This window comes from Neorhizobium sp. P12A, assembly GCF_008365395.1.
Taxonomy (GTDB): domain Bacteria; phylum Pseudomonadota; class Alphaproteobacteria; order Rhizobiales; family Rhizobiaceae; genus Rhizobium.
Map to the genome: position 1 here is coordinate 790,732 of NZ_QOVX01000002.1, position 25,285 is coordinate 816,016.

Sequence of the window (25,285 nt, forward strand, 5' to 3'; positions counted from 1 at the left end):
GCCAGCCCGATCTCCTGCAAGCCCCCGGCATCAGGGCGGCGGTCCGGGGGCTATATCGCGGGCAGGGATTGGAACTACCCGCGAAACTTGAAGATTGTCAGAGCAGCGAAAGCTGCACGCCGCTGCCATTGGGCGGCACGAAGAGATCGTCGCGCAGATGGATGCTGCGGCGGGTCAGCCCCAGCCGCTTCACGGCCAATTCGAAGCGCCGGCTGATCTGCCAGGCATAGGGGCCCGCACCTTTCATGCGCTTGCCGAACTCAGCGTCATAATCCTTGCCGCCGCGCATGGAGCGGACCAGCGACATCACGTGCCGGTAGCGGTCGGGATAGTTCTGCAGCAGCCAGTCGCGGAAAAGCGGGCTCACTTCCAGCGGCAGCCGCAGCATCACATACCCGGCTTCCAGCGCGCCAGCTGCCTTGGCCGATTCGAGGATGCGCTCCAGCTCATGGTCGTTCAGCGCGGGGATCATCGGCGCTGCCAACACCGAGGTCGGAATGCCCGCCTCAGACAGCGCCTTGATCGCCTGCAGCCGTCGTGTCGGCGTCGCCGCGCGTGGCTCCATCGTCCTCGCCATCTTGCGGTCGAGCGTCGTAATCGATAGCGCCACGCGCGCGATGTTCTTCGCCGCCATCTCCTGCAGGATGTCGATGTCGCGGATTATGAGGGCCGACTTGGTGACGATCGAGACCGGATGATTGGCCCTGTTCAGCACTTCGAGGATCTGGCGCATCACCTGCCATTCCTTCTCGATCGGCTGATAGGGATCGGTATTGGTGCCGATGGCGATCACCTTCGGCTTGTAGCCGGGCTTGGCAAGCTCGCGCTCCAAGAGCTTCGGCACATCCGGCTTGGCAAACAGCTTCGCCTCGAAATCGAGGCCAGCGGAGAGCCCCATATAGGCGTGCGTCGGCCGCGCGAAGCAATAGATGCAGCCATGCTCGCAGCCGCGATAGGGATTGATCGAGCGGTCGAAGGAAATATCCGGAGAGGTGTTGCGCGTGATCGCCGTACGCGGCTTTTCCACCTGCACTTCCGTCTTGAAGGGCGGGAGGTCTTCCAGCGTCTGCCACCCGTCATCGAAGCTCTCGCGCTGCGAGGGCTCGAAGCGGCCGGTTGGGTTCAGGCCGGCGCCGCGACCGCGCCTGCGATCGACCTCGATCCTGAGGCCCGCCGCTGCGATCATGGCGTCGGCAACGTCTGCCGTGTTGGCAGGTGCAAATGCAGCCTGCCCCGCGAGGGACTGTGGGTTCATCGATAGCTCCAAGGCGGCGGATGCTGTTGCATCCCGTTTCGACCTTGATTAAATTCCTATCGAGAAAACGAGAACAATGCAAGAACAAAAAGCGGAAATCCGCCGCTGGCAATTAATTGGGCAACGCTCTATAAACAGGCAATGTTGACAGTCATTATCGAATGCCAGGATCAGGAACCCGAGCTGGCGCAGACATTGGCAGCCCTTGTGGCGGGCGCGGTAGAGGGCCTCGTCTGCGACGTCGTCGTGCTGGATCATGGCTCTGGCGACGGCACCGAGCGGGTGGCCGACGCAGCCGGCTGCCGCTTTTATTCTGAGTGGGATATCAAGGACATCCTGCACTCTGCCCGCGGCGAATGGCTGCTTCTGGTCGAGCCGGGCGCACGGCCTCAGGCCGGCTGGATCGACGAGATTGCCGAATACGTATCGCTGAACAAGGTGCCCGCCCGGTTCACGGCTTCGCGCGGCTATCGCCGGCCGTTCCTGAAGCGAATGGGCCGCGCGCGACCGCCGCTGGAACTCGGATTTCTGGTCTCCAAGCGTCAAGCGATCGCGACCGCGAAAACAGGAATGCGGCTTGCGGAATTCACCAAGGGACAAAAGGCGCGCAGGCTGTCGAGCGAGATGATCCCATCCTGGGTTGCCCGGGCCGCGAGATAGGGTCAGCTGCCGCCGCGTTTCAGGTGCTCGTCGAGCCGCGGCATGATCTCCACGAAATTGCAGGGCATGTGCCGGTAGTCGAGCTGCGCCTTAAGGATGCCGTCCCAGGCGTCCTTGCAGGCACCGGGAGAGCCGGGCAGCACGAAGATGAAGGTGGCGTTGGCAACGCCGCCGGTCGCACGGGACTGGATGGTGGCCGTACCGATCTTGTCATAGGAAATACGATGGAAAACCTCCGAGAAGCCGTCCATGCGCTTCTCGAACAGAGGCTCCAGCGCCTCTGGCGTGACATCGCGACCGGTGAAGCCGGTTCCGCCAGTGGTGATCACCACATCGACCGAATCATCCAGTGTCCAGGCCTCGACCTGCGTCCTGATCCGCACCTTGTCATCGGGGACGATGGCGCGGGCTGCGAGACGATGGCCGGCCTCTCCGATGCGCGCGACGAGTGTATCGCCGGATTTGTCATCGGCCAGGGTCCGGGTATCCGAAACTGTCAGCACTGCGATGCCGACAGGAATGAAGGCGCGCGATTCATTTGTATTTGCCATCATTCGTCTCCTGAAATCGTCTCCGTCGCCTGGAAATACCAGCCCGGCTTCTGCCTGTGAAGCAATTCCGCCGCGGTTTCCGCCCGCGCGCGACCCGCAAATATCCCAAAGCAGGTGGCGCCGGATCCCGACATGCGCGTCAGCAGCGCGCCTGATTCGCTGAGCATCCGGGAGATGGCGGCAATGTCGGCACAAAGCGTCCTTGCCGGCGCCTCAAGGTCGTTGCGCAAGCTGCCAACCACGTCGAGCCAATCTTGGCGGCGACGCTCCTGAAGCGGATCGAAATCGAATTTCGGGTTGTCCCGGCTTTCCAGCGCGCGGAACACGTCTGGCGTGGAGACACCCACGAGTGGGTTTCCGAGCACCAGCGACATGGATGGAAAACCGGGAAGCGTCATGATCTCTTCGCCGATACCACGCGCAATCAGCGGCCGGCTTGAAAGGCACATGGGTACATCGGCCCCGAGTTTCAGCGCGATCTCCGCAAGCTTTTCGCCGGGAAGCGTGACATTCCAGAGATGCATCAGGCCGCGCAGCGCCGCCGCTGCATCTGCAGACCCGCCCCCGATGCCCGAGGCAACGGGCAGGTTTTTTTCTAGATGGATATGGACCGCCGGCGTATCAAATCCCGCCGCCTGTACCGCATCCCGCAGCAGATCGCGTGCCTTCAGCACGAGATTGCTGCCGACAGGTGCGTCGGCTGAAAGCAGGGGTGCGAAACGCCCCGAAAGCGTGAATGAATCAGTCTTGGCACTGCGGAAGCCGAGGCGGTCGCCATGCCGTGTGAACGTCACCAGCATGTCCAGCAGATGGTAGCCATCCGCTCTCCGGCCCGTCACATGAAGGGCCAGATTGATTTTAGCCGACGCCTCTTCCGTCAGGTCGAAAGCGCCGGCTTCAAAGTCTGGCAACATGGAGCCTTAGGACTTCTTGTCGACAGCCGGTGGCGGCGTGGTGTCGGCGGGCGCCGGCTCCACCTGCTTCGACTTGTCGGCAGCCTTGGCGTCGTCGAGCGCTGGTAGTCCGTTGGCGATCTTTTCCTTGATCTTCGGAATATCTGCTTCTTCAGGTTGCGATGTCAGTGCGCGATTCCACTGATAGACCGCCTCGAGCTTACGCCCGACACGCCAATAGGCGTCGCCAAGGTGATCGTTGATCGTCGCATCGCCGGCCTTCAGCTGCGCTGCGCGCTCCAGTTCGTTGACCGAGTCGTCGAACCGGTTGAGGCGGAAATAGGCCCAGCCGAGCGAATCGACGATGTAGCCGTCATCCGGCTTCAGATCGACGGCCTTCTGGATCATCTTCAGGCCGTCGTCGAGGTTCTTGTTCATGTCGACCCAGGAATAGCCGAGATAGTTCAGAACCTGCGGCTGGTCCGGATTGAGCTCAAGCGCTTTCTTGAAGTTCGGTTCAGCCTGGTCCCACTTCTTCAGCCGCTCGTAGGCGATGCCGCGCTGGAAGAACACGGCCCAATCGCCCCGGTTCGGCACGCTGCCGATGATCTGGACAGCCTTGTCGTAATTGTCGGCCATCGCCTGATAGTCCTTGGCATCGGAAAGGACGCTGCCATAGGCCAGATAGCTGCGGATATCGTTCGGATCCGAATCGATCAGAGCCTTGAGATGCTTGCGCGCATCGTCGACCTTGCCGCTCTGGGCAAGGGACAGGCCGAGCTGCAGTTCCGAGATGCGGGCCATCGGAGAGGTGGCTGGCACCTGCTTGTAGAAGGCGATTGCCCGGTCGGTCTGGTCCTGCTTTTCGGAGATGCCGCCGAGCAGCACGAGCGTATCGGCGGCCTTCGGATCGAGAGTATTTGCCATCTGCAGATAGAGCGAGACCACGTCCTCCGCACCATCGCGATTGAGGGCAGCGCCGATGGAGAACAGCACCGAGGCAGCACCCTCTACAGCGTTGCTTACTTCCTGATCGGGAACGGTTCCCTTGTTGATGCTGTCGCGCAATGCGTTGAGCGGAGCATAGTTGCTGATCAGATTGTCGCCGACGGAGACGGCGTCCAGTGCCTTCTGCTTGTTGCCTTGCGAGGCTTCAAGTTCGGCAAGCGCCATGACGGCGCGCATGAACGTGTCGGGCGCGGTTGCCCCGCCTTCCTTGTCGGTAACGGCGTCGTTCAGGTGGCTTCGCGCCGATTTCACATCACCATTGAGAATGGCGATCGCACCGGCATGGTAGTTCTTGAAGATGTTGAACCAGGCCGGTCCCTGCATCTTGTCGATGGCTGCGAGCGCTTCCTTGCCATGGCCCGCGCCAACCTTTGCCCAGGCAAGCAGGAGGTCATTCATCATACGGTCGAGATCGTTCGGCCCGCTATACTTGAGGACAGACTGCGCCGTCTTGTAGTCATGGCGACGAATGGCATCGGTGCCGCGAACGATGGTCGTGATGCGCTCCACGGTCGGATCGCTCTTGAGCTCGTTGGCGTATTTCACGCCTTCCTGGATGTCTCCGTTGAGAAGGAGAGAGATCATCAGTCGCTGGCGGATTTCCGGATTTCCGGGCTCGATCAGCAGCGCCTTCTTGTAGAGCGCGATAGCCGTATTGTAGTCGTGGTCGACATCAGCCGTGCGGGCAGCAAGAAACGCGCCCGCGAACGTATCGACAGTATCGGTATCGAAGGTCGCTGCCACATCGGTTGCACTATCGGGCTTTGCGACATCTTCCGCGCGGCCCGCATTGACGGCCGTCAGCGAAAGGATCGCGGCCAAGGCAGCGCCCGAGAGGAAACGAATGGCAAGTCTCTGCCGCATTAGGAAACCTTTCTCCAGGACGGCCGGTGGGAGGCCGGCTGCCACACTTCAATTGTGGCGAGTCATGCACAACAGGATGGCTTTTTTGAAGCCGTCCTGCAAGAAATTCAGCCTATGGCCCGTTAATTGACGCGTTCGATGCAGAAATCGATCACTTCCAGGAGAGCCGATTTCCACGGCGTATCGGGCAGCGGCGCCAGTGCGTCGCGGGCGATCGTGCCGTAGTGAACGGCCCGTGCGATGGTATCGCTGAGCGCGCCGTATTTGGTGATCAGGCCCATCGCCTTTTCGAGATTTGCATCATTGCTGTTGCCGTTCTCGATAGCGTCACGCCAGAAGGCACGCTCGTCTTCCGTGCCCCGGCGATAGGAGAGGATGATCGGAAGCGTGATCTTGCCTTCGCGGAAATCGTCGCCGACATTCTTGCCGAGATCGGCCGCCTTGCCGCCGTAATCGAGCGCATCGTCGACCAGCTGGAAAGCGAGACCGAGATTGGTGCCGTAGGACTTGAGCGCGTTGCGGCCAGACTTGTTGGCATTGGCGATGATCGGGCCGACTTCGGCTGCCGCAGCAAAGAGGGCCGCCGTCTTGGCGCGAATGACGGAGAGATAATCGTCTTCCGTCGTTTCCATATTCTTGGCGACGGAGAGCTGCAGGACCTCACCCTCGGCGATGACGCAGGCAGCCCCGGAAAGGACATCGAGCGCTTCCAGCGAGCCGACATCGACCATCATGCGGAAAGCCTGGCCGAGCAGGAAGTCGCCCACCAGAACGCTTGCCTGGTTGCCCCAGATCATGCGGGCCGTCGAACGCCCGCGACGCAGGTCGCTTTCGTCGACGACATCGTCATGCAGCAACGTTGCGGTGTGCATGAACTCGACCGATGTCGCGAGCTTGACGTGGTTGTCGCCCTGGTAGCCGAACAGTGCTGCGGATGCGATCGTCAGCATCGGTCGCAGGCGCTTGCCGCCTGATGAAATCAGATGTTCGGCCACTTCGGGGATCATCTGCACGTCGGAGCCGGCCTTGGACAGGATCAGCTGATTGACGCGTTCCATATCCGCCTTGGTCAAATCCACCAAGGGCTTGACGGATGCCTGTTTGTTTTTGCTTTCTTCAAGCGGTATCACGACGCCCAACGGTCCGGACTCCTGTTCATTTGTTGGAAACGACAATAAGAAGGGGCAGGTGATGCGGCAAGTGGCGATTTGTCCCGTCGCGCAAATTTGACAGGAATCTCAGTGTCCATGCACGAACTTATCCGCACCAATGACCCCGTTCTTCTCTCTTATGCGGAGAGCTTGATGAAGGATGCCGGAATACATTGTTTCATCGCGGATCAGGCAATGAGCATTCTCGAGGGTTCGCTTGGCATGTTGCCGCGCCGCTTCATGGTCGAGGAAGACAGGGCTACTCAAGCCCGGAGAATCCTTATCGATGCCGGGCTCGGCGACGAATTGCGTCCCGCCAAGAGCTGAGTGAACGCCATGACCGATGAGAGCGAAACGGTCGACGCCTTTCACCGTGGTGCCTTTCACATCGTTCAGCCCAGGGGCAGGGGGCATCGATCAGGCATGGACGCCATGCTCCTGGCAGCGCTTGTCGACGACGAACGCCCCATCCGCGTTGCCGATCTCGGCGCGGGCGCAGGTGCAGCCGGTCTTGCGGTTGTCTCCCGGCTTGATCGCGCCGAGGCCGTATTGTTCGAGCGCTCTTCCGATATGGCGGCCTTTGCGCGCAAAAGCCTGATGCTGCCCGAGAATGCCCGCCTCGCTAACCGGGTTTCCGTGATCGAGGCGGATGTAACCTTGATCGGCAAGGCCCGCAACGAGGCCGGCTTGGTCGACGACAGTTTCCATCATGTCATCATGAACCCGCCTTTCAACGACGCCAGCGACCGCCTGACGCCGGATGCGCTGAAGGCCGAGGCGCATGCCATGACGGACGGATTGTTCGAAAGCTGGGTGCGCACGGCGGGCGCAATCATGATTCCCGGCGGCCAGCTTTCGCTGATCGCCCGCCCGCAATCGATCGGCGAAATCATCGCCGCCTGCGGCAAGCGCTTCGGCGGCATGGAAATCACGCCCATCCATCCGCGCGAAGGCGAGAATGCGGTACGCATCCTGGTGACGGCGATCAAGGGCTCGCGGGCGCGCCTTGCGCTGCGTGCGCCGCTCGTCATGCATGAGGAGGGCACGCATAAATTCTCCGCCTTCGTTGATGATCTCAACAACGGCCGCGCAGCGTATTCAAGGCGCGGACGATAAAGCGCATCCCAACAGAAAATATCTGAGCCGGCATTGCGTTTGCCCTCCGTATGCATACATCACAACCTACTGCTCACAGCAATTCAGGGATGACGAATGGCCGGTTTTCTCAAGCGCATGCTTCCGAAGCGTTTTCGCAAGGAAGGAACCGTCATTCCGGTCGTGAAGTTGAGCGGCGTCATATCGGCCGGAGGCAGCCAGTTTCGCCCGGCGCTCAATCTCGCCAACGTCTCGCTGGCACTCGACAAGGCCTTCGCCTCGAAATCCTCTCCCGCCGTTGCCATCGCGATCAATTCGCCGGGCGGCTCCCCGGTGCAGTCGCGGATGATCTACAACAGGATCCGCGAACTCGCCCGCGAGAAGCAGAAGAAGGTTTTGGTCTTCGTCGAGGATGTCGCCGCGTCCGGCGGCTACATGATCGCGCTGGCCGGTGATGAAATCATTGCCGACCCGACCTCGATCGTCGGTTCGATCGGCGTCGTGTCGGGCGGCTTCGGTTTTCCGGAATTGCTGAAGAAGATCGGCGTCGAACGCCGCGTCTACACAGCTGGCGAGAACAAGGCGATCCTTGATCCCTTCCAGCCGGAGAAGGAAAAGGACATCGAATATCTGAAGAGCCTGCAGCTCGAAATCCACCAGGTCTTCATCGACATGGTGCGCGAGCGCCGCACCGGAAAGCTGAGGCAGGGTGACGATACCGTCTTTTCCGGCCTGTTCTGGAGCGGCAAGCGCGGCCTGGAACTTGGCCTGATCGACGGGCTCGGCGACATGCTGCAGGAACTCAAGAAACGCTATGGCAAGAAGACCAAGCTCGAACTGGTAACCACCCCGCGCAGCCTCTTCGGTCGCAAGGCACCGGGCGTCTCTCTGCCCGGCCTCGGAGGCATCGGTGCAGACCTCGCTTCCGGGCTTGCGGAAGTGGCGGAAGAAAAGGCATGGTGGGCCCGATACGGACTTTAGGATCGGGAGGGGCGCCATGCCGCAACTCATATTCATCATCATTGTAATCGGCGGCTGCTGGCTGCTCTACAAACGCTTCGTTCGCGATGCACAGCGCCTGCAGCGCAAGATGCATCGCCAGGAAACCGAACGCCGCACCGGCGCGATCGGAACGCTGGTCAAGGACCCAGCGACGGGGGAATATCGCGTTAAACGGGATGATGAGTAATGGCTGATGGAGGTGCCGTATCCTGAACGGATTAGCCGCGCTCCTTGACGCGAGCCTGCCAATCGGCTCCGGCATAGCTGATGCAGACGATGAAAATCGACATCGTTTCGTCATTGACCGTAAAGCAGATAACTGCCTTCTCTGCGGAGATTGCGATCCGAAGATCTTTGTAGATTTCGTCCCGTCTGTTTCCGATATGGGGAAAATCGGTCAGCGAATGGAGCGTTTTCTCGATCTGCTCGATTTTCGCTTCGGCTAGATCATAGCCGGCATATTCACCGATAAAAATGGTGATGTTGAGAAGATCGCTTTTGACAAGAGGATGCCGAACAACCTCATACGGCATCTTTCTTCCCTTGTTTACGGCTTCGGATAAGTGCACGAACTTCGTTGAACATGTCGTCTCCCTTTAGCGGAATCCATTGATCCCTAGGAAGCTCCATGCGCCGGCGGATTTCGTCTGCCATTCCGGTAAGCGGGTCCACGGCATCGTGGCGCTCGGATATCAGTCGCCGCGCAGCTTCCTCCAGCACATCGGAAAGCGAGGCGTATTCGCCTTTTCTCACGAGTTCTTCTGCCTCGCGCAGCGTGCTTTCAGATAGGCTCACCGTAGTCTTGACGTTCATGACCGTCTCCGTTTCAACGCTGCCGCATCATACGTTAAGTATTGACCCCTGTCCCCCGCCGTGGCACCTGTCGCCCACATTTCGCGAATTCGGACAGATCCCATGACCGCAGCCACCGTTCCCGACCACATGAACCCGAAGCGCTCCTTTCAGGCGCTGATCCTGACGCTGCACAATTACTGGGCCGACAAGGGATGCGCGGTTCTTCAACCCTATGACATGGAAGTCGGCGCCGGCACGTTTCATCCGGCAACGACGCTGCGTGCGCTCGGCCCGAAACCATGGCGCGCCGCCTATGTTCAGCCGTCGCGGCGCCCGTCTGACGGCCGCTATGGCGAAAACCCGAACCGCCTGCAGCATTACTACCAGTACCAGGTCATCCTGAAGCCGAACCCGCCGAACCTGCAGGAGCTTTATCTCGGCTCGCTGAAGGCGATCGGCCTCGATCCGTTGCTGCATGACATCCGCTTCGTCGAGGACGATTGGGAAAGCCCGACGCTCGGCGCCTGGGGCCTCGGCTGGGAATGCTGGTGCGACGGCATGGAAGTCTCGCAGTTCACCTACTTCCAGCAGATCTGCGGCATCGAATGCTCGCCCGTTGCCGGCGAGCTGACCTATGGTCTTGAGCGTCTTGCCACTTACGTCCAGGGCGTCGATAGCGTCTACGATCTGAACTTCAACGGCCGCGAAGGCGCCGAGAAGATTTCCTACCGCGATGTCTTCCTGCAGGCCGAGCAGGAATATTCCCGGCACAATTTCGAATATGCCAACACCGAAATGCTGCATCGCCATTTCATCGATGCGGAAAAGGAATGCCAGGCGCTATTGGCCGCCGGCGCGCCCGGCGACAATGCCAACCAACTGCTGCACAAATGCGTCTTCCCGGCTTACGACCAGTGCATCAAGGCCAGCCACGTCTTCAATCTTCTGGACGCACGCGGCGTGATCTCGGTCACCGAGCGCCAGAGCTACATCCTGCGCGTAAGAACGCTCGCCAAGGCCTGTGGCGAGGCTTTCCTGCTGACTGATGCCGGTGGTGCGAACTGGAATCGCGCAGCGGCTTGAAGTACGCGACCGGCTGATTTTGCATTGATTTAAGCGCTATGCCATCGGTGTTTGCGCTATTGAGTTTCCGGTTTCTTCTTCCTATGGTTGCGCTATTGGGGCGATCTTGGTGGGGCAAACATCGTGTGGACTTATCTGCTTTTGGCGACTGCTTTAGCTGCTACCCCGCAGGCGCCGACACGTTCCTTCGATCAGGATTTTCGAACGGAGGACCCTTCCTGTAGGGCGATGAACGACGCCTATATAGCCACTGGTAAGGCGCTGGAATATGTCGATAACCTTAGCCAACTTAGGCCTGACGGCACGCTGAAGTCTTACGCAGAGACACGCGTCGGGCCGTCCGGAGCCTACGAAAAGCTTGTGATTGCAACACAGTGGAGACAGATCGACTGGCCGTTCGTATCTACGTTCGATCGCTACGGCCCTGTTTTCACCTCGTGCCGGCTGCTCGGTCATGAACCTGTCAATGGCTACGATACCGATCATTATTCCGCGACTTGGCATAGTTTTCCATTTTCGCCGTCCTACGACATGTGGGTGTCTGTGGCGAACGGGCGAGTGATCAAGGTGGTTCGCGACTATTCCAAGACCACATGGGAGTTTTCATTCCCTATTGCGGTCGATCTTTTTGACTACAGTCACAAAGCTGACGCAGAGCCCAAGGGTTCGACGCAGTAAGCCGTCGAGATCGAAGATGTCGGGAAAAAGAACGCCCATAGCCAGGGCATAAAGCTGAATCCGCAGGTGACAATATCACGAGACCCGCATAGTCTCCCCCGCCAATTCGTCATCGTTTTGGGGGTTCGCGGTGTACATCATTCTTGGCGTTGTCGTTCTTGTCATTCTCTATGCCATCTTCGTCTATAACGGGCTCGTGCGCGCCCGCCAGATGGCTGGGGAGGCATGGTCCGGCATCGACGTCCAGCTCAAGCGTCGTGCCGATCTCATTCCGAACCTGATCGAGACCGTCAAGGGTTATGCGGCCCATGAGAAGGGCACCCTGGAAGAGGTGGTGGAACTTCGCAACAAGGCTCAATCCATCCCGTCAGGCGATGTTGCGGCCCGCGGCCAGGCCGAAGGCCTGCTCGGGGCGGCACTCGGCCGCGTACTGGCGCTTGCCGAGGCTTATCCCGATCTCAAGGCGAACCAGAATTTTTCCGAGCTGCAATCCTCGCTGGAAACCATGGAAAGCGAGATCCAGATGGCGCGCCGTTATTACAACGGCGCTGCCCGTGATCTGAACGTCAAGGTCGAGAGCTTCCCCTCCAATCTCGTCGCCGGCCAGTTCGGCTTTTCCAAGCGCGATTATTTCGAGATCACCAACGAGGCCGACCGCGCGGTTCCATCGGTCAAGTTCTGACCCATCCGCGCTTGAACCTTCAGCCGCCATTGGACCTTTGATCGAGAAGGTATTAAGAGCGCTGTTGACCGCGGCCGGGCCGCGCACAGCGACGGAAGAGACAGCATCATGGCCAGAGAAAAACTAACGATCATCCCGCCGGGCAAGCCGCTGACAGGACGCGCCATGCCGCCGGGCTCCAAGTCGATCACCAATCGCGCGCTGCTGCTCGCAGGCCTTGCCAAGGGCACGAGCCGGCTGACCGGCGCGCTGAAGAGCGATGACACGCGCTACATGGCGGACGCCTTGCGCGCCATGGGCGTTGCGATCGACGAACCCGACGACACCACCTTCGTGGTGACCAGCAGCGGCAAGCTGCAGGCGCCGAAGGAGCCTCTGTTCCTTGGCAATGCAGGCACCGCGACACGCTTCCTGACGGCGGCCGTTGCCAGCGTCGAGGGGACCGTTGTCGTCGATGGCGATCAGCACATGCGCAAGCGGCCGATAGGACCGCTCGTCTCGGCCCTGAAATCGCTGGGCATCGATGCAGAGGCGCCAACCGGTTGCCCACCAGTGACCGTGCGCGGCAACGGCTATTTCAGCTCCGGCCGGGTTGAGATCGATGCCGGATTGTCCAGCCAGTATGTTTCGGCACTGCTGATGGCGGCGCCGCTTGCGGCGCCCGGCGCCAACCGGCCTTCCACGGTCGCGCTGACCGGCCCCGAGATTGGCGCACGCGGCTATGTGGACCTGACGCTTGACGCCATGCGCGCCTTTGGTGCCAAGGTCGAGCAGATCGACAGCGCCACCTGGCGCGTCGAGCCATCAGGCTATACCGCGACTGATTTCGTCATCGAGCCGGATGCGTCCGCTGCAACCTATCTTTGGGCGGCGGAGGTGCTCACCGGTGGAAAGATCGATCTCGGCACGCCGGCGGAAAAATTCTCGCAGCCCGACGCCCGCGCCTATGACATCATCGCGCAGTTCCCGCATCTGCCCGCCGTCATCGACGGTTCGCAGATGCAGGACGCCATCCCGACGCTCGCGGTCCTCGCAGCTTTCAACGAAACGCCGGTGCGCTTCGTCGGCATCGCCAACCTGCGCGTCAAGGAATGCGACCGTGTCCGTGCTCTGTCGAGCGGCCTGTCGCGCATCGTTCCTGGTCTCGGCACGGAAGAGGGCGACGACCTGATCGTCGCCTCCGACCCGAGCCTTGCCGGCAAGCATCTGGAAGCCAGCATCGATACCTTCGCCGATCACCGCATTGCCATGAGCTTCGCGCTCGCTGGCCTTATGATCGACGGCATCACCATTCTCGATCCCGATTGTGTGGCCAAGACCTTCCCGAATTACTGGGATGTGCTGGCTTCGCTCGGGGTGACTTACAAATGAAGACGGTTCCAGCAAGCGCCGGGTAGGTACCGAACAGGTAAACCCTGGGGGAGGGGATATGGTGACGCGTTGGCTGACGGCTTTTTGCATGGCGCTGGTGGTCTTTACGGCCCATGCTGCCTCAGCCGCGGAAGTCATCAATGCCTTCGACCAGGCGATCACCCTTGACCGCGACGGCTCGATGCTGATCACCGAAACCATCGCGGTCAATTCCGAGGGCGACAAGATCCGTCACGGCATTTTCCGCGACTTTCCGCTCACCTTTCGCGATGCGAAGGGCAAGACATCCTATGTCGATTTTAGGGTTCAGTCGGTCGAGCAGGATGGTGCGCCCGCCGAGTGGAAGCAGGAGGGTATCGCCGGCGGCGCCCGCGTCTATGTCGGTTCTGCGGATACCTATGTCAGCAACGGGCCGCATACATATCGTCTGACCTACCGTACCGATCGCCAGTACCGCTATTTCGACGATCACGGCGAACTCTACTGGAACGTGACGGGCAATGGCTGGCTGTTTCCCATTCTTCGCGCCTCGGCAACCGTGGCGCTGCCTGATGGCGTGACGCCTGAGCAAACCGCATTCTTCACCGGCCCTGTCGGCGCAACGGGGCAGGATGCAAGGGTAAGCCAGCAAGCGGGAAAAATTATTTTCACGACCACCCGGCCGCTGCGCCAGGGCGAGGGGCTGACCATCGCCGTCAAGCTGGCGAAGGACGCGATCGCCGCACCCACGGCATCGCAGCAGCAGATGTGGTTCATCGAAGACAATCTCGACATCATCATTGCCGGCGGCGGCCTCATCCTCGTCTTTGCCTATTATCTGAGAAGCTGGTTTGCGGTGGGCCGCGACCCGCCGCGCGGCGTCATGGTGCCCCGCTGGGATCCGCCAGACGGCATCTCGCCGGCGCTCGTCAACTATATCGATAACAAAGGCTTTTCCGGCGCCGGCTGGACCGCGCTATCGGCAACCGCGCTCGATCTCGCCGTCAGGGGCTATGTGGTTCTCGAAGACCTGAAGAACAGCATCGTCATTCGCCCAGGCGAGAAAGCCGCCTCGGCGAAGGTGGATGCCGGCGAGAAGGTGCTGATGGGCGCGATCGGCCCGTTTTCGCCGCTCGTGATCGACGAGGCCAATGGGACGAAGATCCAGAAGATCGGCGAAAAATTCCGCAACGCGGTCGAGCGCGAACATCGTGGCGAGTTTTACAAGGCGAACACTCTTTACGTGATCGGTGGCGTGATCCTCTCGGTTTTCGTCCTTGGCGCCATCATCGTCTTCGGACGATTGCATGAGAACGCGCTGCCGCTGATTATTGTGCCTGCCTTCCTGTCCATATTCGGCACTGTCATCACAACGGCTCTCGGCCGTGTCTTCCGCCGTCAGTCGAGCCTTGCCTCGCGCATCATGTCGGTGGTTGTCTTCGCCTTCATGGGCTTCGTCGCAGTGTCGATCTTTGCGAGCGTCATCGCGGCTGCCGCCGTCTCGGCCGACATGAGCGAGGAAATGCCGCTGCTCGTCGCCATCGTCGGCATCTTCGCCGTCAATTTCGTCTTCTTCTTCCTGATGGGCGCGCCAACGCCGATCGGCCGAAAGATGATGGACGGCATAGACGGCCTGCGCCAGTATCTGACGCTCGCCGAAAAGGACCGGATGAATATGGCCGGCGCGCCGACCATGTCGCCGCAGCATTTCGAAAAGCTGCTGCCCTATGCCGTGGCCCTCGGCGTCGAAAAGCCCTGGTCGCGCACCTTCGAGACCTGGCTTGCCGCAGCAGCTGGCGGTGCCGCCGCAGCCTACGCGCCCGCCTGGTACATCGGCTCCTTCGGCAACGGCAATTTCTCCGACCGCATCGGCGGCTTCTCCTCCTCGATGGCCTCAACCATTGCATCCACCATTCCCGCCCCGGTCTCCAGCTCGTCCTCCGGCTTTTCCGGCGGCGGCGGCTCGTCCGGCGGTGGCGGAGGCGGCGGTGGCGGCGGAGGCTGGTAGCGTTTACCTCCCCTTGAGGGGGGAGGTCGCAGCTAAGCTGCGGGTGGGGGTGACCCGCCACGAATGAGAACGCCGCTGGTCACCCCACCCCGGCACTGCGTGCCGACCCTCCCCCTCTAGGGGAGGGTGTTTTGCATCGAACCGCTCGTCTCCTCATTTTCGGGACACATATGCCGAAAAAGCCATCTCCTCTCGATCGCTTCAAGATTGCCAACAGCCGCCGTCTTCGCGCCGGTGCGACTGATGCCGAAGCGAAGCTGTGGAGCCATCTTCCTCGTATTCCCATCGACGGCACGCATTTTCGCCGGCAGGTTCCAATTGGTCGATATTTCGCGGATTTTGCCTGCCACCAGATTGGCCTTATCATCGAACTCGACGGCAGCCAGCATGCCGAGGATACCGCGAGACGGTACGATGCTGAGCGCACCGCCTTTCTTGAGACGCAGGGCTATCAAGTCCTCCGCTTCTGGAATGCCGAGGTACTGCAAGAGACCGAAGCTGTCCTAGACACGATATTTGCCATTGTGCAGCAACGGCAAATTTTGCTAGCAGAGGCCGACCGTTTTCACCCCATACCGGCACGGCGTGCCGACCCTCCTCTTCGACGGGAGGGTGAGGAACAGTGACATGCCCGATCTCCTTCTTGAACTTCGCTCCGAGGAAATCCCCGCACGAATGCAGCGCAAGGCTGTGGGCGATCTGAAGAAGCTTGTCACCGACGCGCTTGTGGAGGGCGGGTTGTCCTATGAGGGTGCGCGCGAATATTGGACGCCGCGCCGGCTGACGCTCGATATCAGAGGCCTGACGGCCCGCTCCGCCGATGTGCGTGAGGAAATCAAGGGCCCCTCGACCAAGGCGCCGGAACAGGCAGTGCAGGGTTTCCTGCGCAAGGCCGGACTGTCGTCCGTTTCCGAAGCGCAGGTCGTCAGCGACCCGAAGAAGGGCGATTTCTACGTCGCCGTCATTTCCAAGCCCGGTCGCCCGACGGAAGAGATCGTCGCCGACATCATGCCCGGCATTATCCGTGATTTCCCCTGGCCGAAATCCATGCGCTGGGGTGCTGCGTCTGCCAAGCCCGGCTCGCTGCGCTGGGTGCGCCCGCTGCAGTCGATTGTCTGCACCTTCGGCACGGAACACGAGGAAACGGTCGTGATCCCCTTCGAGATCGACGGCATCGTCGCTTCGAATGTCACTTACGGCCATCGTTTCCATGCACCCGAGGCAATCACCGTCAAGCGTTTCGACGACTATGTCGCGAACCTGGAAAAGGCGAAGGTCATTCTCGATGCCGAGCGCCGCAAGGATATCATCCTGCATGACGCCCGTGACATCGCCTTTGCCAGCGGCCTGGAGCTGGTCGAGGATGAAGGCCTGCTCGAAGAAGTCTCCGGCCTTGTCGAATGGCCGCAGGTGCTGATGGGCTCCTTCGAGGAAGACTACCTTTCGATCCCGTCCGAGATCATCCGCCTCACTATCAAGACGAACCAGAAGTGTTTCGTCACCCGTCCGACGGGTGGACAAACCCTGTCGAACAAGTTCATCCTCGTCTCCAACATCCAGGCGACGGATGGCGGCAGCGAGATCATTCACGGCAACGGCAAGGTCGTTCGCGCCCGCCTGTCGGACGCGCTGCATTTCTGGAAGCGCGACCAGGGCGACCTGCCGGATCTCGAAACACTCGAAGCCTCGGCGAAGAAGTTCGACCTCGATCTGAAAAAGCCGCTCGACCAACGCATGGCCAAGCTCGATGCGCTGAACGTCACCTTCCATGCCAAGCTCGGCAGCCAGGGCGAGCGGGTGCAGCGCCTGCGCGCGCTGGCCGCAAAGTTCGCTCTTCCCGTCGGCGCCGACTACAAGCTGGTGGACCGCGCAACCGTGCTCGCCAAGGCGGACCTGCGCACGGAGGCCGTCGGCGAATTCCCGGAACTGCAGGGTCTGATGGGCCGCAAATATGCAGTGCTGCAGGGCGAGGATGCCTCGGTCGCAGCAGCCATCGAGGATCACTACAAGCCACAAGGTCCTTCCGACCGCGTGCCGGAAGACAAGGTCGCGATTACGGTCGCGCTCGCCGACAAGCTGGATACGCTCGTCGGCTTCTGGGCGATCGATGAGAAGCCGACGGGCTCGAAGGACCCATTTGCACTACGCCGTGCGGCTCTGGGCGTCATCCGCATCCTGCTCGAGCGCCGCGTGCGCCTGCCGCTCATGCCGCGCATCAATTCGCATATGCTGCGGACCGATGCTGACATCGGCAGCAAGACCGATGCCGAGAACCTGTCGCGCCAGCTCGATCTCCTCGCCTTCTTCCATGATCGTTTGAAGGTCTATCTTCGCGATCAGGGCGCCCGCTACGATCTCATCGATGCCGTCCTAACACCCGAGACTGACGACCTCCTGATGGTTGCCCGTCGCGTCGAGGCGCTGACGGCCTTCATCACTTCCGAAGACGGCACGAACCTGCTTGCCGGCACCAAGCGCGCCGTGCAGCTTCTGGCCGCTGAGGAGAAGAAGGGCACCGTCGTTGCCGACGGCGTCTCGGAAGCGCTGCTGAAGCTCGACGCGGAGAAGGAACTTTTCACGGCAATCACCATCGCTTCCACAGAGGCCTCCGATGCGATCGCCAAGGAAGATTTCCGCTCCTCCATGGCAGCGCTCTCCAAGCTCCGTGCCCCGGTTGACCGCTTCTTCACCGATGTCCTCGTCAACGACGAAGATGCCGCCATCCGCGCCAACCGTCTCGCGCTGCTGCGGCTGATCCGCAAGGCGACGGCAACGGTTGCCGATTTCTCCAAGATCGCGGGATAGCTGTTCAGCCTGCTATGACCGGCATCAGGAATTGACGCAAAAGGGAATGTCAGAATGGCAGCCGATTGGGGCGTCTACATGAACAACGACCTCGGTCACCTGGCATCAGTTGGCGTCGATCTTGAATATCGAGATACCGGGCCGGTTTCTTCGTATCCGACACTCGTGATTGTGGGGATGAGGTTTAAGGCACCGCGTCAAAATGGTCTTCCGCAAAAGGATGAGCTGCAGATCGTCTATGCAATAGAGGACCGACTGTCCGACCTACTGGGCAACAAAACCAATAGTCGATATGTCGGCCGCAAGCTTTCAGACGGCTCGGTAAAATTCTTTTTCTATGCGTCGGATGCAGCCGTCGTCACGGCTGCGGCTAAAACTGTCGGCGTCGATTTTTCAGCCTATCCTTTTGATCTGCAGGTCGTTCCGGACACGAGTTGGTCCGTATACCGAACATCTTTGGTTCCCAGTGGGGACAATATCCAGCAGGTTGAGGATAACAAGGTGATTCAAGTGCTCACCAACCACGGTGATGACATAGCCCAACCCAGGATAATCGACCACTTTGCATATTTTTCGGAAGTGGAAGGGCTCCAATCATTCAAATCCGCTATTTTGAGCCGACAGTTTCATGTTGATGACGAAGCGTCGCCCGCTCAGATCAAGGGTAAGTGGTTGGTAAAATTTTATCGCCTTGATATTCCAGACGAAATTACATCGGTTACCGTCGAGCTTGCGCACCTCGCCGAAGAGTACAACGGTGAGTATGATGGCTGGGAATGTGCAGTAACACCTGCCCACTCGATGCCGACTAAGCCATGAAAACCCGGCCTACTGGGTAATCAATCGAAATTGCATCGCCCCAAAAGGCAGGGCCGCCGGATTTCTCCAGCGGCCCCTAAGAGTTTCGTACTGAAATCGCCTTGAGTGTTCTGCGTGATTAAGCCGCCCTGCGTCTCTGCTGGTGCGATGCCTGAGCAGCACCGCTGCCATTGTTGACGCGGAAGCCTCTGATAAGATCGAGAAGGTCCTCGGTATCGGCTGCAAGCGTCTCTGCCGATGCGGTGGTCTCTTCGGCCATGGCGGCGTTCTGCTGGGTTGCGGCATCGAGCTGGTTCATCGACGACGAGATCGAGCGCAGCGTGGTGTCCTGCTCGGACGCGCTGTGGGCGATCTTCGAGACGATCTCGTTGGCGGCCTTGATCTGGTCGGAGATGCGCTTCAAGGCTTCGCCGGCCTCGCCGACGAGGCGAACGCCCTGGTCGACCTGGCCGGAGGAGCGGGCGATCTGGTCCTTGATCTCCTTGGCGGCAGCAGCAGACCGCTGGGCAAGCTCGCGCACTTCCTGGGCGACGACGGCAAAGCCCTTGCCGCTTTCGCCGGCACGGGCTGCCTCGACGCCGGCGTTGAGGGCCAGCAGGTTGGTCTGGAAGGCGATCTCGTCGATGACGCCGATGATCTTGCCGATTTCTTCCGAGGACTTCTCGATGCCGCTCATGGCCTCGATCGCCTGGGCAACGACGGCGTCGCTGCGCGATGCTTCGGTCGAGACGGAATGGACGCGCTTGGAAGCCTCGTGGGCACCATCTGCGGTCTGGCGGACGGCAACGGTGAGCTCGTCGAGGGCCGCCGAGGTTTCCTCCAGGCTTGCGGCCTGGCGTTCGGTGCGCTGCGACAACTCGTTGGAGGCGCGGCGGATCTCTTCCTTGGAGAGGCCGATATCGTTGCCCTTGGCATTGACGCGGCCCATGGCGGCTTCGAGATGGGAGAGCGCATCGTTGAAGTTGTTGCGCAGCCCCGCATAGCCCTGGCCGATATCGCCGCAGCGGATGGTGAGGTCGCCGCCTGCGAGCTGTTCCAGCGCCTGGCCGATGGTGGAGACGACGCGGGCCTGGATCTGGGCCTCGTCCTGCTGCTGGCGCAGGTTCTGCTGGCGTTCGCTGTCGAGGGCCAGTTCCTGCTCTGCCTGGCGTTCCGCCATGGCATGGCGTTCGCGCACCTTCTCCTGCAGCGACGCCGTCGCCTTGGCCATCTTGCCGATCTCGTTGCCCATTGACGTATGCGGGATGGCGATCTTGACGTCTTCGTCGGCAACGGCCTTCAGGGCCTCATGCACGTCGGCCAAAGGCTTCGAGATGCCGCGGATGATAACCAGTGAAGCGCCGAGAGCCAGCACGAAGAGGCCGAACATCCAGGCCGCTGTCGTCAACATCTTCATGCGGACCTGCGCGTCTAGGTCATCCATATAGACGCCGGTTATGACCACGACCTTCCAGGGATCGAAGGCCTTTGCATAGGCGGTCTTGCGGAAGGTAGCGTTGGCAGGCTCATTCGGCTTGCTGGCGTAGAAATCGGAAAAGCCGCCGCCATCCTGGCCGATCTTGACGAGTTCCTCGCGATAAAAATGGTTCGTCGGGTCCGGTTGGCCCTTGAGGCTCACGCCAACCTTCGACGGGTCGAAGTGGAAGACCATCTTGACGTCATAGTCGTAGCCGAAGAGATAGCCGTCCGGCGTATAGAGCATATGCGCCGCAGCGTTATAGGCCATGGTTCTGGCCTGATCCTCGGTCAGTTTGCCGGCCTTTTCGAGACCGTAATAGTATTGCAGGACGGAAATGCCGGATTCGACCTGCGTCCGCAGCATTCCGTAGCGTTCCTGATAGATGGAATTCGCGGCGGACTGCATCTGCACATAGGCCATTATTCCGAATGCAACGATAAGTCCGGTGACAAGCAAAATAAGTTGCTTTGAAATTTTTAGATTTTTCATGGGCAATCCTTCGCAACCGAATAAAATGATTAAATTCCGGTGCGGTGTGATACCGCCTATGCGATCGCGTCGGCGGAGCCAACGAATCTGACGCTGCTTAAAATGACATGCGGCGACCGGCAGCGGTAAAAATGGCCAGATTTCAATAACAAAGCTTTAAGTAAGGCAGCTTTCGGCATCACTTCAGGGTGAAGAGAAAGATGAAAAACAAATGCGCCCCTGCTTCTCTCAGGGGCGCATTGATCCGTCTTGCGACGGGACCCCCAGCGACTGAAATTCGTCGGGCGGGGCAGGGAACGTCCGGGCTCTCTATTTCAGGCGAAGGTCGAAGCCGGAAAGATCGAGCGGCTTCTGAGCAGGTGCCGCACTGGCAGCCTTGATATCCGGCGTGACGGCAGCCGTTGCGGTCGGGTCGATACCGTCGGTTGATACGCCTGCGGCAGCGAGCGCTTCCGGCGTTGCCTTGGAAATGAAAGTCACCGGCGAGCCGCCCATCCAAGCCTCGATGCGCACCACTTTCCGCTCGCCGTTGATATCGCGAATCTCGGTGGTCTGCGTGCCCGTCTGCAGCTCGGGTACGACATAGCTCTTGTTCTTCAGCTTCGGCTTCGGCGGCGGGCAATGATCGCAGGTCTCGGAAATGATGCTGCCGGCATTGTCGTTCGGGTTGCTTTCCACCGGCAGGATCGAGGAGGCCATGGCGGAGCCACCAGCCAGTACAAATGCTGCGGTGAGGATGATCGAACGCATGCGAACTACTCCGTCTCTCGATAGTGAGAACAGCAATAGCGGCGCTTCCTTTCCATCCCGTCAGAAGAAAAGGTAAATATTTAGAAGAACGGTATTTCGAGACAGGATTTTTTAGCCGGTAATCAGCTTTTCTCGCGCTCGATTGCCCGCCAGCCGATATCGCTGCGGCAGAAGCCGTTGTCCCAGACCACCTTGTGGACCAGAGCATAGGCCCTGGCCTGGGCTTCCCCAACGGTCTTGCCCGTCGCCGTGACATTGAGGACGCGTCCGCCGGTCGCGACAAGTGCACCATCCTTCAATGCAGTCCCGGCATGAAACACCTTGGCACCGTCTTCATCGGCGGGCAGGGCGGCAATCGGCGTATTCTTCTCATAGGAGCCCGGATAGCCCTTCGAGGCCATGACGACGGTCAGCGCCACGTCGTCGCTCCATTCCACTGTGACCTGATCGAGCGTGCCGTTTGCGGCTGCAAGCAGCAGCGGCAGCAGATCGCTCTTCAGCCTCATCATCAGCACCTGGCATTCCGGATCGCCGAAGCGGACATTGTACTCGATTAGTTCCGGACCCTTTTTGGTGATCATCAGGCCGGCGAAGAACAGGCCGGAGAAAGGATAGCCGCTTTCTGCCATGCCGCGCATGGTCGGCTCGATGACTTCTTTCATGGTTCGCTCGACCATGTCAGGCGTCATGACCGGCGCAGGCGAATAGGCGCCCATGCCGCCGGTGTTCGGGCCGGTGTCGCCGTCGCCGACACGCTTGTGATCCTGTGCTGTTGCGAGCGCCAGTGCATGCTTGCCGTCGCTGAGGCAGAAGAAGCTTGCTTCCTCGCCATCAAGAAAGGCTTCGATGACAACTTCAGCGCCGGCAGTCCCAAAGGCGCCTTCAAAGCAATCGTCGACGGCAGCAAGCGCCTCATCGACTGTCATGGCGACTGTCACGCCCTTGCCGGCTGCAAGCCCGTCTGCCTTGACGACGATCGGCGCGCCCTGTGCCCGGATATAGGCCTTGGCCTTCGGAGCATTGTTGAAGCGCTGGTAGGCGCCGGTCGGAATATTGTAGCGGGCGCAGATATCCTTGGTGAAACCCTTGGAGCCTTCGAGCTGAGCGGCTGCGGCGGAGGGGCCGAAGACGGCAATTCCGCCGGCGCGAAGCGTATCGGCCAGTCCGGCGACGAGCGGAGCCTCGGGGCCGACGACAACGAAATCGATCGCCTTCTCCTTGCAGAAGGTAAGGACCGCGTCGTTATCCTCGGTGCTAAGGTCGACAAGCCTTGCATGTTCGGCGATGCCGGGATTGCCCGGAGCCGCGAAGAATTCCGTCATCAACGGCGACTGCGCCAGTTTCCATGCCAACGCATGCTCGCGGCCGCCCGACCCGATCAACAGGATTTTCATGACCAGTCCCCTTATTGCTGCTGTCTGGCGGTTAAGGAGCGTGGCATAAAAGGTCAAGCGCAAATCCTGTGGAACCGGTAAACGTCGATGGTTCGGATCATTGCCTTGCCTTTATGCTTGGCTATGGTTCCGCCACTTTGGTTCGAAGTAAAATAGAAAATAAGAGAATCCCATGGCCGCTGACATTCGCTCCCTCGCTGCAACCATCTCCGCCGAGATCAATTCCCGACCAGATCAGGCGGTGGCCGCAATCGAGCTTCTCGACGAGGGGGCAACGGTGCCGTTCATCGCCCGCTACCGAAAGGAAGTGACAGGCGGTCTGGACGACGGCCAGCTTCGCACGCTGGCAGAACGTCTTGTCTATCTCCGGGAACTCGAGGCACGGCGCGCGTCGATCGTCGAGTCGATCTCCAGTCAGGGCAAGATGACCAACGAGCTGATGGGCAAGATCACGGCGGTTGCGACCAAGGCCGAGCTCGAAGATCTCTACCTGCCCTACAAGCCGAAACGCCGTACCCGCGCGGAAATCGCAAGGGAGCGCGGACTGGGGCCGCTGGCCGACACTATACTCGCCGATCGGGCAAAGGAGCCTGCTGTCGTCGCGGAAACCTACCTGACGGCAGAGGTCGCCGATGTGAAGGCGGCGCTCGAAGGCGCGCGCGATATCATAGCGGAAGGCATTGCCGAAAATGCCGACCTGCTCGGCAAACTGCGCAGCTATATGAAGCAGAACGCGATGCTGCGCGCCAAGGTCGTCGACGGCAAGCAGGAGGCGGGCGCGAAATTCTCCGACTATTTCGATCACAACGAACGTTGGGCAACAGCCCCCGGCCACCGTGCGCTTGCCATGCTGCGCGGCTGGAACGAGGAGATGCTGACGCTTGTCATCGATGTCGATACCGATATGACCTCGCCGAACAAGCCGGTCGAGCGGATGATCGCAACCGCCTACGAGATCGGCAATAGCCGCCCGGGCGACCGCTGGCTGATGGACGTTGCAAGCTGGACTTGGCGCGTAAAACTCTCCATGTCGCTGTCGCTCGACCTGATGCGCGAGTTGCGCGAAAGGGCGGAAGAAGAGGCGATCCACGTCTTTGCCCGCAATCTGAAGGACCTGCTGCTCGCAGCTCCCGCCGGCTCTCGCGCCACGATGGGGCTCGATCCCGGCATCCGTACCGGCGTCAAGGTCGCGGTCGTGGATGGCACCGGCAAGCTGCTCGAAACCACCACGGTCTACCCATTCCCGCCGAAGAATGATGTCCGCGGCACGCAGGCGACGCTTGCGGCTTTGGTGCGCAAGCACAAGGTCGAGCTGATCGCGATCGGCAACGGCACCGGCAGCCGCGAGACCGAAAAGCTGGTGACGGATATGCTGGGCGACCTGCCTGCACCCAAACCGACCAAGGTCATCGTGTCAGAGGCCGGCGCGTCCGTCTATTCGGCGTCGGAAACGGCAGCGCTTGAATTTCCCGGCCTCGACGTATCGCTGCGCGGTGCTGTCTCCATCGCCCGCCGCCTTCAGGATCCGCTTGCCGAATTGGTCAAGATCGAGCCGAAGTCGATCGGCGTCGGGCAGTACCAGCACGACGTCGATCAGCAGAAACTCTCGCGTTCGCTTGATGCCGTCGTCGAAGACGCAGTGAATGCAGTCGGTGTCGACCTCAACACCGCATCCGCGCCGCTGCTCGCCCGCGTATCCGGTCTGGGTCCCTCCATTGCCGATGCGATCGTCCGCCATCGCGACGGGGAGGGGCGCTTCGAGAGCCGCAAGGATCTCCTAAAGGTGGCCCGGCTCGGAAACCGCACCTTCGAGCAATGCGCCGGCTTTCTGCGCATCCCCGATGGCAAGGAGCCGCTGGATGCCTCCTCCGTGCATCCTGAAGCCTACGGCGTCGCCAAGAAGATCGTTGCCGCCTGCGGGCGCGATCTTAGAAGCCTGATGGGGGACAGCGCCACGCTGAAGGCCATCGATCCCCGCGCCTTCATCGACGACAAGTTCGGCCTGCCGACGGTGCGAGACATCATCGCCGAGCTCGAGAAGCCCGGCCGCGACCCGCGTCCCAGCTTCAAGACCGCAACCTTTGCCGAAGGCGTGAACGAGATTTCCGACTTGAAGCCGGGAATGGTTCTTGAGGGCACTGTTACGAATGTTGCCGCTTTCGGGGCCTTCGTCGACATAGGCGTCCACCAGGACGGTTTGGTCCACGTGTCGCAATTGGCCGATCGTTTCGTGAAGGATCCGCACGAAGTCGTCAAAGCCGGCAACGTCGTAAAAGTCCGTGTCGTTGAAGTAGACGCCAAGCGCAAGCGAATCGCGCTGTCGATGCGCAAGGACGACGGTTCGGCCGCCTCTACCCCCGCGCGCGAAAAGACCGGTGGCGCAGCCATGCGGCAGGCGGGAGGCAGATATGAGGACAAGCGCAAGGAGCAGAGTAGCCAAGGCAGTTTCGGTGCTGCGCTGGCGGATGCGTTCAAGCGAAAATAAGGGCTTAGC

The 25,285-nt window shown here is 60.5% G+C and carries 24 protein-coding genes; 14 read left to right on the forward strand and 10 right to left on the reverse strand.

Features of this window, described 5'->3' with window-relative positions; translation table 11 throughout:
- Window positions 1–97: 97 nt before the first annotated feature.
- Window positions 98–1,255 (reverse strand): PA0069 family radical SAM protein, encoded by a 1,158-nt coding sequence (locus DTW90_RS09865; protein WP_132521512.1) that lies wholly within the window; start codon window positions 1,253–1,255, stop codon window positions 98–100.
- Window positions 1,256–1,396: 141 nt separating this feature from the next.
- Here DTW90_RS09865 and DTW90_RS09870 point away from each other — a divergent pair, with 141 nt between their 5' ends.
- On the forward strand, window positions 1,397–1,915 hold the full coding sequence (locus tag DTW90_RS09870; protein WP_132521514.1) for a glycosyltransferase: 519 nt from the start codon (window positions 1,397–1,399) through the stop codon (window positions 1,913–1,915).
- A 2-nt stretch (window positions 1,916–1,917) separates the two neighbouring features.
- Here DTW90_RS09870 and moaB read toward each other — a convergent pair whose 3' ends face one another.
- The 4 genes from moaB to DTW90_RS09890 form a co-directional block, all read right to left on the reverse strand.
- The gene (gene moaB, locus DTW90_RS09875) at window positions 1,918–2,466 is read right to left on the reverse strand and encodes a molybdenum cofactor biosynthesis protein B (protein ID WP_132521516.1); all 549 of its coding nucleotides are present in this window, start codon (window positions 2,464–2,466) and stop codon (window positions 1,918–1,920) included.
- Window positions 2,466–3,380 carry a 4-(cytidine 5'-diphospho)-2-C-methyl-D-erythritol kinase gene (locus DTW90_RS09880; RefSeq protein ID WP_132521518.1) on the reverse strand — a complete coding sequence of 305 codons (915 nt, stop codon included), beginning with the start codon at window positions 3,378–3,380 and terminating at the stop codon, window positions 2,466–2,468. Before DTW90_RS09880 ends, moaB begins: the two co-directional genes overlap by 1 nt.
- Window positions 3,381–3,386: 6 nt before the next feature.
- On the reverse strand, window positions 3,387–5,231 hold the full coding sequence (locus DTW90_RS09885) for a tetratricopeptide repeat protein (protein WP_132521520.1): 1,845 nt from the start codon (window positions 5,229–5,231) through the stop codon (window positions 3,387–3,389).
- Window positions 5,232–5,353: 122 nt separating this feature from the next.
- On the reverse strand, window positions 5,354–6,370 hold the full coding sequence (locus DTW90_RS09890; protein WP_132521522.1) for a polyprenyl synthetase family protein: 1,017 nt from the start codon (window positions 6,368–6,370) through the stop codon (window positions 5,354–5,356).
- Between the two features lie 108 nt (window positions 6,371–6,478).
- Here DTW90_RS09890 and DTW90_RS09895 point away from each other — a divergent pair, with 108 nt between their 5' ends.
- The 4 genes from DTW90_RS09895 to DTW90_RS09910 all read left to right on the forward strand — a co-directional run bounded on the left by DTW90_RS09895 (window position 6,479) and on the right by DTW90_RS09910 (window position 8,666).
- On the forward strand, window positions 6,479–6,709 hold the full coding sequence (locus DTW90_RS09895) for a DUF2007 domain-containing protein (RefSeq protein ID WP_132521524.1): 231 nt from the start codon (window positions 6,479–6,481) through the stop codon (window positions 6,707–6,709).
- Window positions 6,710–6,718: 9 nt separating this feature from the next.
- On the forward strand, window positions 6,719–7,498 hold the full coding sequence (locus DTW90_RS09900; protein ID WP_149337958.1) for a methyltransferase: 780 nt from the start codon (window positions 6,719–6,721) through the stop codon (window positions 7,496–7,498).
- Between the two features lie 96 nt (window positions 7,499–7,594).
- A complete protein-coding gene (locus tag DTW90_RS09905) occupies window positions 7,595–8,458 on the forward strand; it encodes a S49 family peptidase (protein ID WP_149337960.1) in 864 nt (287 codons plus the stop codon).
- 16 nt (window positions 8,459–8,474) lie between these two features.
- A complete protein-coding gene (locus tag DTW90_RS09910; RefSeq protein WP_149337962.1) occupies window positions 8,475–8,666 on the forward strand; it encodes a hypothetical protein in 192 nt (63 codons plus the stop codon).
- A gap of 31 nt (window positions 8,667–8,697) precedes the next feature.
- Here DTW90_RS09910 and DTW90_RS09915 read toward each other — a convergent pair whose 3' ends face one another.
- Together DTW90_RS09915 and DTW90_RS09920 are read right to left on the reverse strand one after the other, a co-directional pair.
- The gene (locus DTW90_RS09915; protein WP_149337963.1) at window positions 8,698–9,012 is read right to left on the reverse strand and encodes a type II toxin-antitoxin system RelE/ParE family toxin; all 315 of its coding nucleotides are present in this window, start codon (window positions 9,010–9,012) and stop codon (window positions 8,698–8,700) included.
- Window positions 9,002–9,292, reverse strand: a complete 291-nt coding sequence (locus tag DTW90_RS09920; RefSeq protein WP_149337965.1) for a ribbon-helix-helix domain-containing protein — start codon at window positions 9,290–9,292, stop codon at window positions 9,002–9,004. The genes DTW90_RS09915 and DTW90_RS09920 overlap by 11 nt, the downstream gene beginning before the upstream one ends.
- A gap of 102 nt (window positions 9,293–9,394) precedes the next feature.
- Here DTW90_RS09920 and DTW90_RS09925 point away from each other — a divergent pair, with 102 nt between their 5' ends.
- The 8 genes from DTW90_RS09925 (at window position 9,395) to DTW90_RS09960 (ending at window position 18,699) form a co-directional block, all read left to right on the forward strand.
- The gene (locus tag DTW90_RS09925; RefSeq protein ID WP_149337967.1) at window positions 9,395–10,357 is read left to right on the forward strand and encodes a glycine--tRNA ligase subunit alpha; all 963 of its coding nucleotides are present in this window, start codon (window positions 9,395–9,397) and stop codon (window positions 10,355–10,357) included.
- A 228-nt stretch (window positions 10,358–10,585) separates the two neighbouring features.
- Window positions 10,586–11,035, forward strand: a complete 450-nt coding sequence (locus tag DTW90_RS09930) for a hypothetical protein (RefSeq protein ID WP_149337969.1) — start codon at window positions 10,586–10,588, stop codon at window positions 11,033–11,035.
- A gap of 130 nt (window positions 11,036–11,165) precedes the next feature.
- Complete coding sequence (locus tag DTW90_RS09935; protein WP_149337971.1) at window positions 11,166–11,717, forward strand: LemA family protein; 552 nt, start codon at window positions 11,166–11,168, stop codon at window positions 11,715–11,717.
- A gap of 108 nt (window positions 11,718–11,825) precedes the next feature.
- Window positions 11,826–13,088 (forward strand): 3-phosphoshikimate 1-carboxyvinyltransferase, encoded by a 1,263-nt coding sequence (locus tag DTW90_RS09940; RefSeq protein WP_149337973.1) that lies wholly within the window; start codon window positions 11,826–11,828, stop codon window positions 13,086–13,088.
- A 58-nt stretch (window positions 13,089–13,146) separates the two neighbouring features.
- The gene (locus DTW90_RS09945; RefSeq protein WP_149337975.1) at window positions 13,147–15,075 is read left to right on the forward strand and encodes a DUF2207 domain-containing protein; all 1,929 of its coding nucleotides are present in this window, start codon (window positions 13,147–13,149) and stop codon (window positions 15,073–15,075) included.
- 170 nt (window positions 15,076–15,245) lie between these two features.
- The gene (locus tag DTW90_RS09950; protein ID WP_149337976.1) at window positions 15,246–15,701 is read left to right on the forward strand and encodes a DUF559 domain-containing protein; all 456 of its coding nucleotides are present in this window, start codon (window positions 15,246–15,248) and stop codon (window positions 15,699–15,701) included.
- Between the two features lies 1 nt (window position 15,702).
- Window positions 15,703–17,880, forward strand: coding sequence for a glycine--tRNA ligase subunit beta (gene glyS, locus DTW90_RS09955; protein WP_149337978.1), 2,178 nt, complete (start codon window positions 15,703–15,705; stop codon window positions 17,878–17,880).
- A 54-nt stretch (window positions 17,881–17,934) separates the two neighbouring features.
- Window positions 17,935–18,699, forward strand: coding sequence for a DUF695 domain-containing protein (locus DTW90_RS09960; protein ID WP_149337980.1), 765 nt, complete (start codon window positions 17,935–17,937; stop codon window positions 18,697–18,699).
- Window positions 18,700–18,817: 118 nt separating this feature from the next.
- On the opposite strand, the gene DTW90_RS09965 is transcribed toward DTW90_RS09960, so the two are convergent.
- The 3 genes from DTW90_RS09965 to purD form a co-directional block, all read right to left on the reverse strand.
- Entirely contained in the window at window positions 18,818–20,647 is a 1,830-nt protein-coding gene (locus DTW90_RS09965; RefSeq protein WP_132521554.1) for a methyl-accepting chemotaxis protein, read from the reverse strand.
- 309 nt (window positions 20,648–20,956) lie between these two features.
- A complete protein-coding gene (locus tag DTW90_RS09970) occupies window positions 20,957–21,397 on the reverse strand; it encodes a plant virulence effector HPE1-like domain-containing protein (protein ID WP_149337982.1) in 441 nt (146 codons plus the stop codon).
- Between the two features lie 122 nt (window positions 21,398–21,519).
- Window positions 21,520–22,791 (reverse strand): phosphoribosylamine--glycine ligase, encoded by a 1,272-nt coding sequence (gene purD, locus DTW90_RS09975; RefSeq protein ID WP_149337984.1) that lies wholly within the window; start codon window positions 22,789–22,791, stop codon window positions 21,520–21,522.
- A 172-nt stretch (window positions 22,792–22,963) separates the two neighbouring features.
- On the opposite strand from purD, the gene DTW90_RS09980 reads away from it, so the two are divergent.
- Window positions 22,964–25,276 (forward strand): Tex family protein, encoded by a 2,313-nt coding sequence (locus DTW90_RS09980; RefSeq protein ID WP_132521560.1) that lies wholly within the window; start codon window positions 22,964–22,966, stop codon window positions 25,274–25,276.
- Window positions 25,277–25,285: the final 9 nt, after the last annotated feature.

Excerpts from the sequence above, each read along its gene's own strand:
- DTW90_RS09865 (WP_132521512.1), bottom strand. The coding sequence starts at position 1,255 with ATGAACCCACAGTCCCTCGCGGGGCAGGCTGCATTTGCACCTGCCAAC.
- DTW90_RS09905 (WP_149337960.1), top strand. The coding sequence starts at position 7,595 with ATGGCCGGTTTTCTCAAGCGCATGCTTCCGAAGCGTTTTCGCAAGGAA.
- glyS (WP_149337978.1), top strand. The coding sequence starts at position 15,703 with ATGCCCGATCTCCTTCTTGAACTTCGCTCCGAGGAAATCCCCGCACGA.
- DTW90_RS09940 (WP_149337973.1), top strand. The coding sequence starts at position 11,826 with ATGGCCAGAGAAAAACTAACGATCATCCCGCCGGGCAAGCCGCTGACA.
- DTW90_RS09885 (WP_132521520.1), bottom strand. The coding sequence starts at position 5,231 with ATGCGGCAGAGACTTGCCATTCGTTTCCTCTCGGGCGCTGCCTTGGCC.
- DTW90_RS09915 (WP_149337963.1), bottom strand. The coding sequence starts at position 9,012 with ATGCCGTATGAGGTTGTTCGGCATCCTCTTGTCAAAAGCGATCTTCTC.
- DTW90_RS09970 (WP_149337982.1), bottom strand. The coding sequence starts at position 21,397 with ATGCGTTCGATCATCCTCACCGCAGCATTTGTACTGGCTGGTGGCTCC.
- DTW90_RS09880 (WP_132521518.1), bottom strand. The coding sequence starts at position 3,380 with ATGTTGCCAGACTTTGAAGCCGGCGCTTTCGACCTGACGGAAGAGGCG.
- purD (WP_149337984.1), bottom strand. The coding sequence starts at position 22,791 with ATGAAAATCCTGTTGATCGGGTCGGGCGGCCGCGAGCATGCGTTGGCA.
- DTW90_RS09920 (WP_149337965.1), bottom strand. The coding sequence starts at position 9,292 with ATGAACGTCAAGACTACGGTGAGCCTATCTGAAAGCACGCTGCGCGAG.
- DTW90_RS09960 (WP_149337980.1), top strand. The coding sequence starts at position 17,935 with ATGGCAGCCGATTGGGGCGTCTACATGAACAACGACCTCGGTCACCTG.
- DTW90_RS09900 (WP_149337958.1), top strand. The coding sequence starts at position 6,719 with ATGACCGATGAGAGCGAAACGGTCGACGCCTTTCACCGTGGTGCCTTT.
- DTW90_RS09980 (WP_132521560.1), top strand. The coding sequence starts at position 22,964 with ATGGCCGCTGACATTCGCTCCCTCGCTGCAACCATCTCCGCCGAGATC.
- DTW90_RS09895 (WP_132521524.1), top strand. The coding sequence starts at position 6,479 with ATGCACGAACTTATCCGCACCAATGACCCCGTTCTTCTCTCTTATGCG.
- DTW90_RS09910 (WP_149337962.1), top strand. The coding sequence starts at position 8,475 with ATGCCGCAACTCATATTCATCATCATTGTAATCGGCGGCTGCTGGCTG.
- DTW90_RS09965 (WP_132521554.1), bottom strand. The coding sequence starts at position 20,647 with ATGAAAAATCTAAAAATTTCAAAGCAACTTATTTTGCTTGTCACCGGA.
- DTW90_RS09870 (WP_132521514.1), top strand. The coding sequence starts at position 1,397 with ATGTTGACAGTCATTATCGAATGCCAGGATCAGGAACCCGAGCTGGCG.
- DTW90_RS09950 (WP_149337976.1), top strand. The coding sequence starts at position 15,246 with ATGCCGAAAAAGCCATCTCCTCTCGATCGCTTCAAGATTGCCAACAGC.
- moaB (WP_132521516.1), bottom strand. The coding sequence starts at position 2,466 with ATGGCAAATACAAATGAATCGCGCGCCTTCATTCCTGTCGGCATCGCA.
- DTW90_RS09930 (WP_149337969.1), top strand. The coding sequence starts at position 10,586 with ATGAACGACGCCTATATAGCCACTGGTAAGGCGCTGGAATATGTCGAT.
- DTW90_RS09945 (WP_149337975.1), top strand. The coding sequence starts at position 13,147 with ATGGTGACGCGTTGGCTGACGGCTTTTTGCATGGCGCTGGTGGTCTTT.
- DTW90_RS09925 (WP_149337967.1), top strand. The coding sequence starts at position 9,395 with ATGACCGCAGCCACCGTTCCCGACCACATGAACCCGAAGCGCTCCTTT.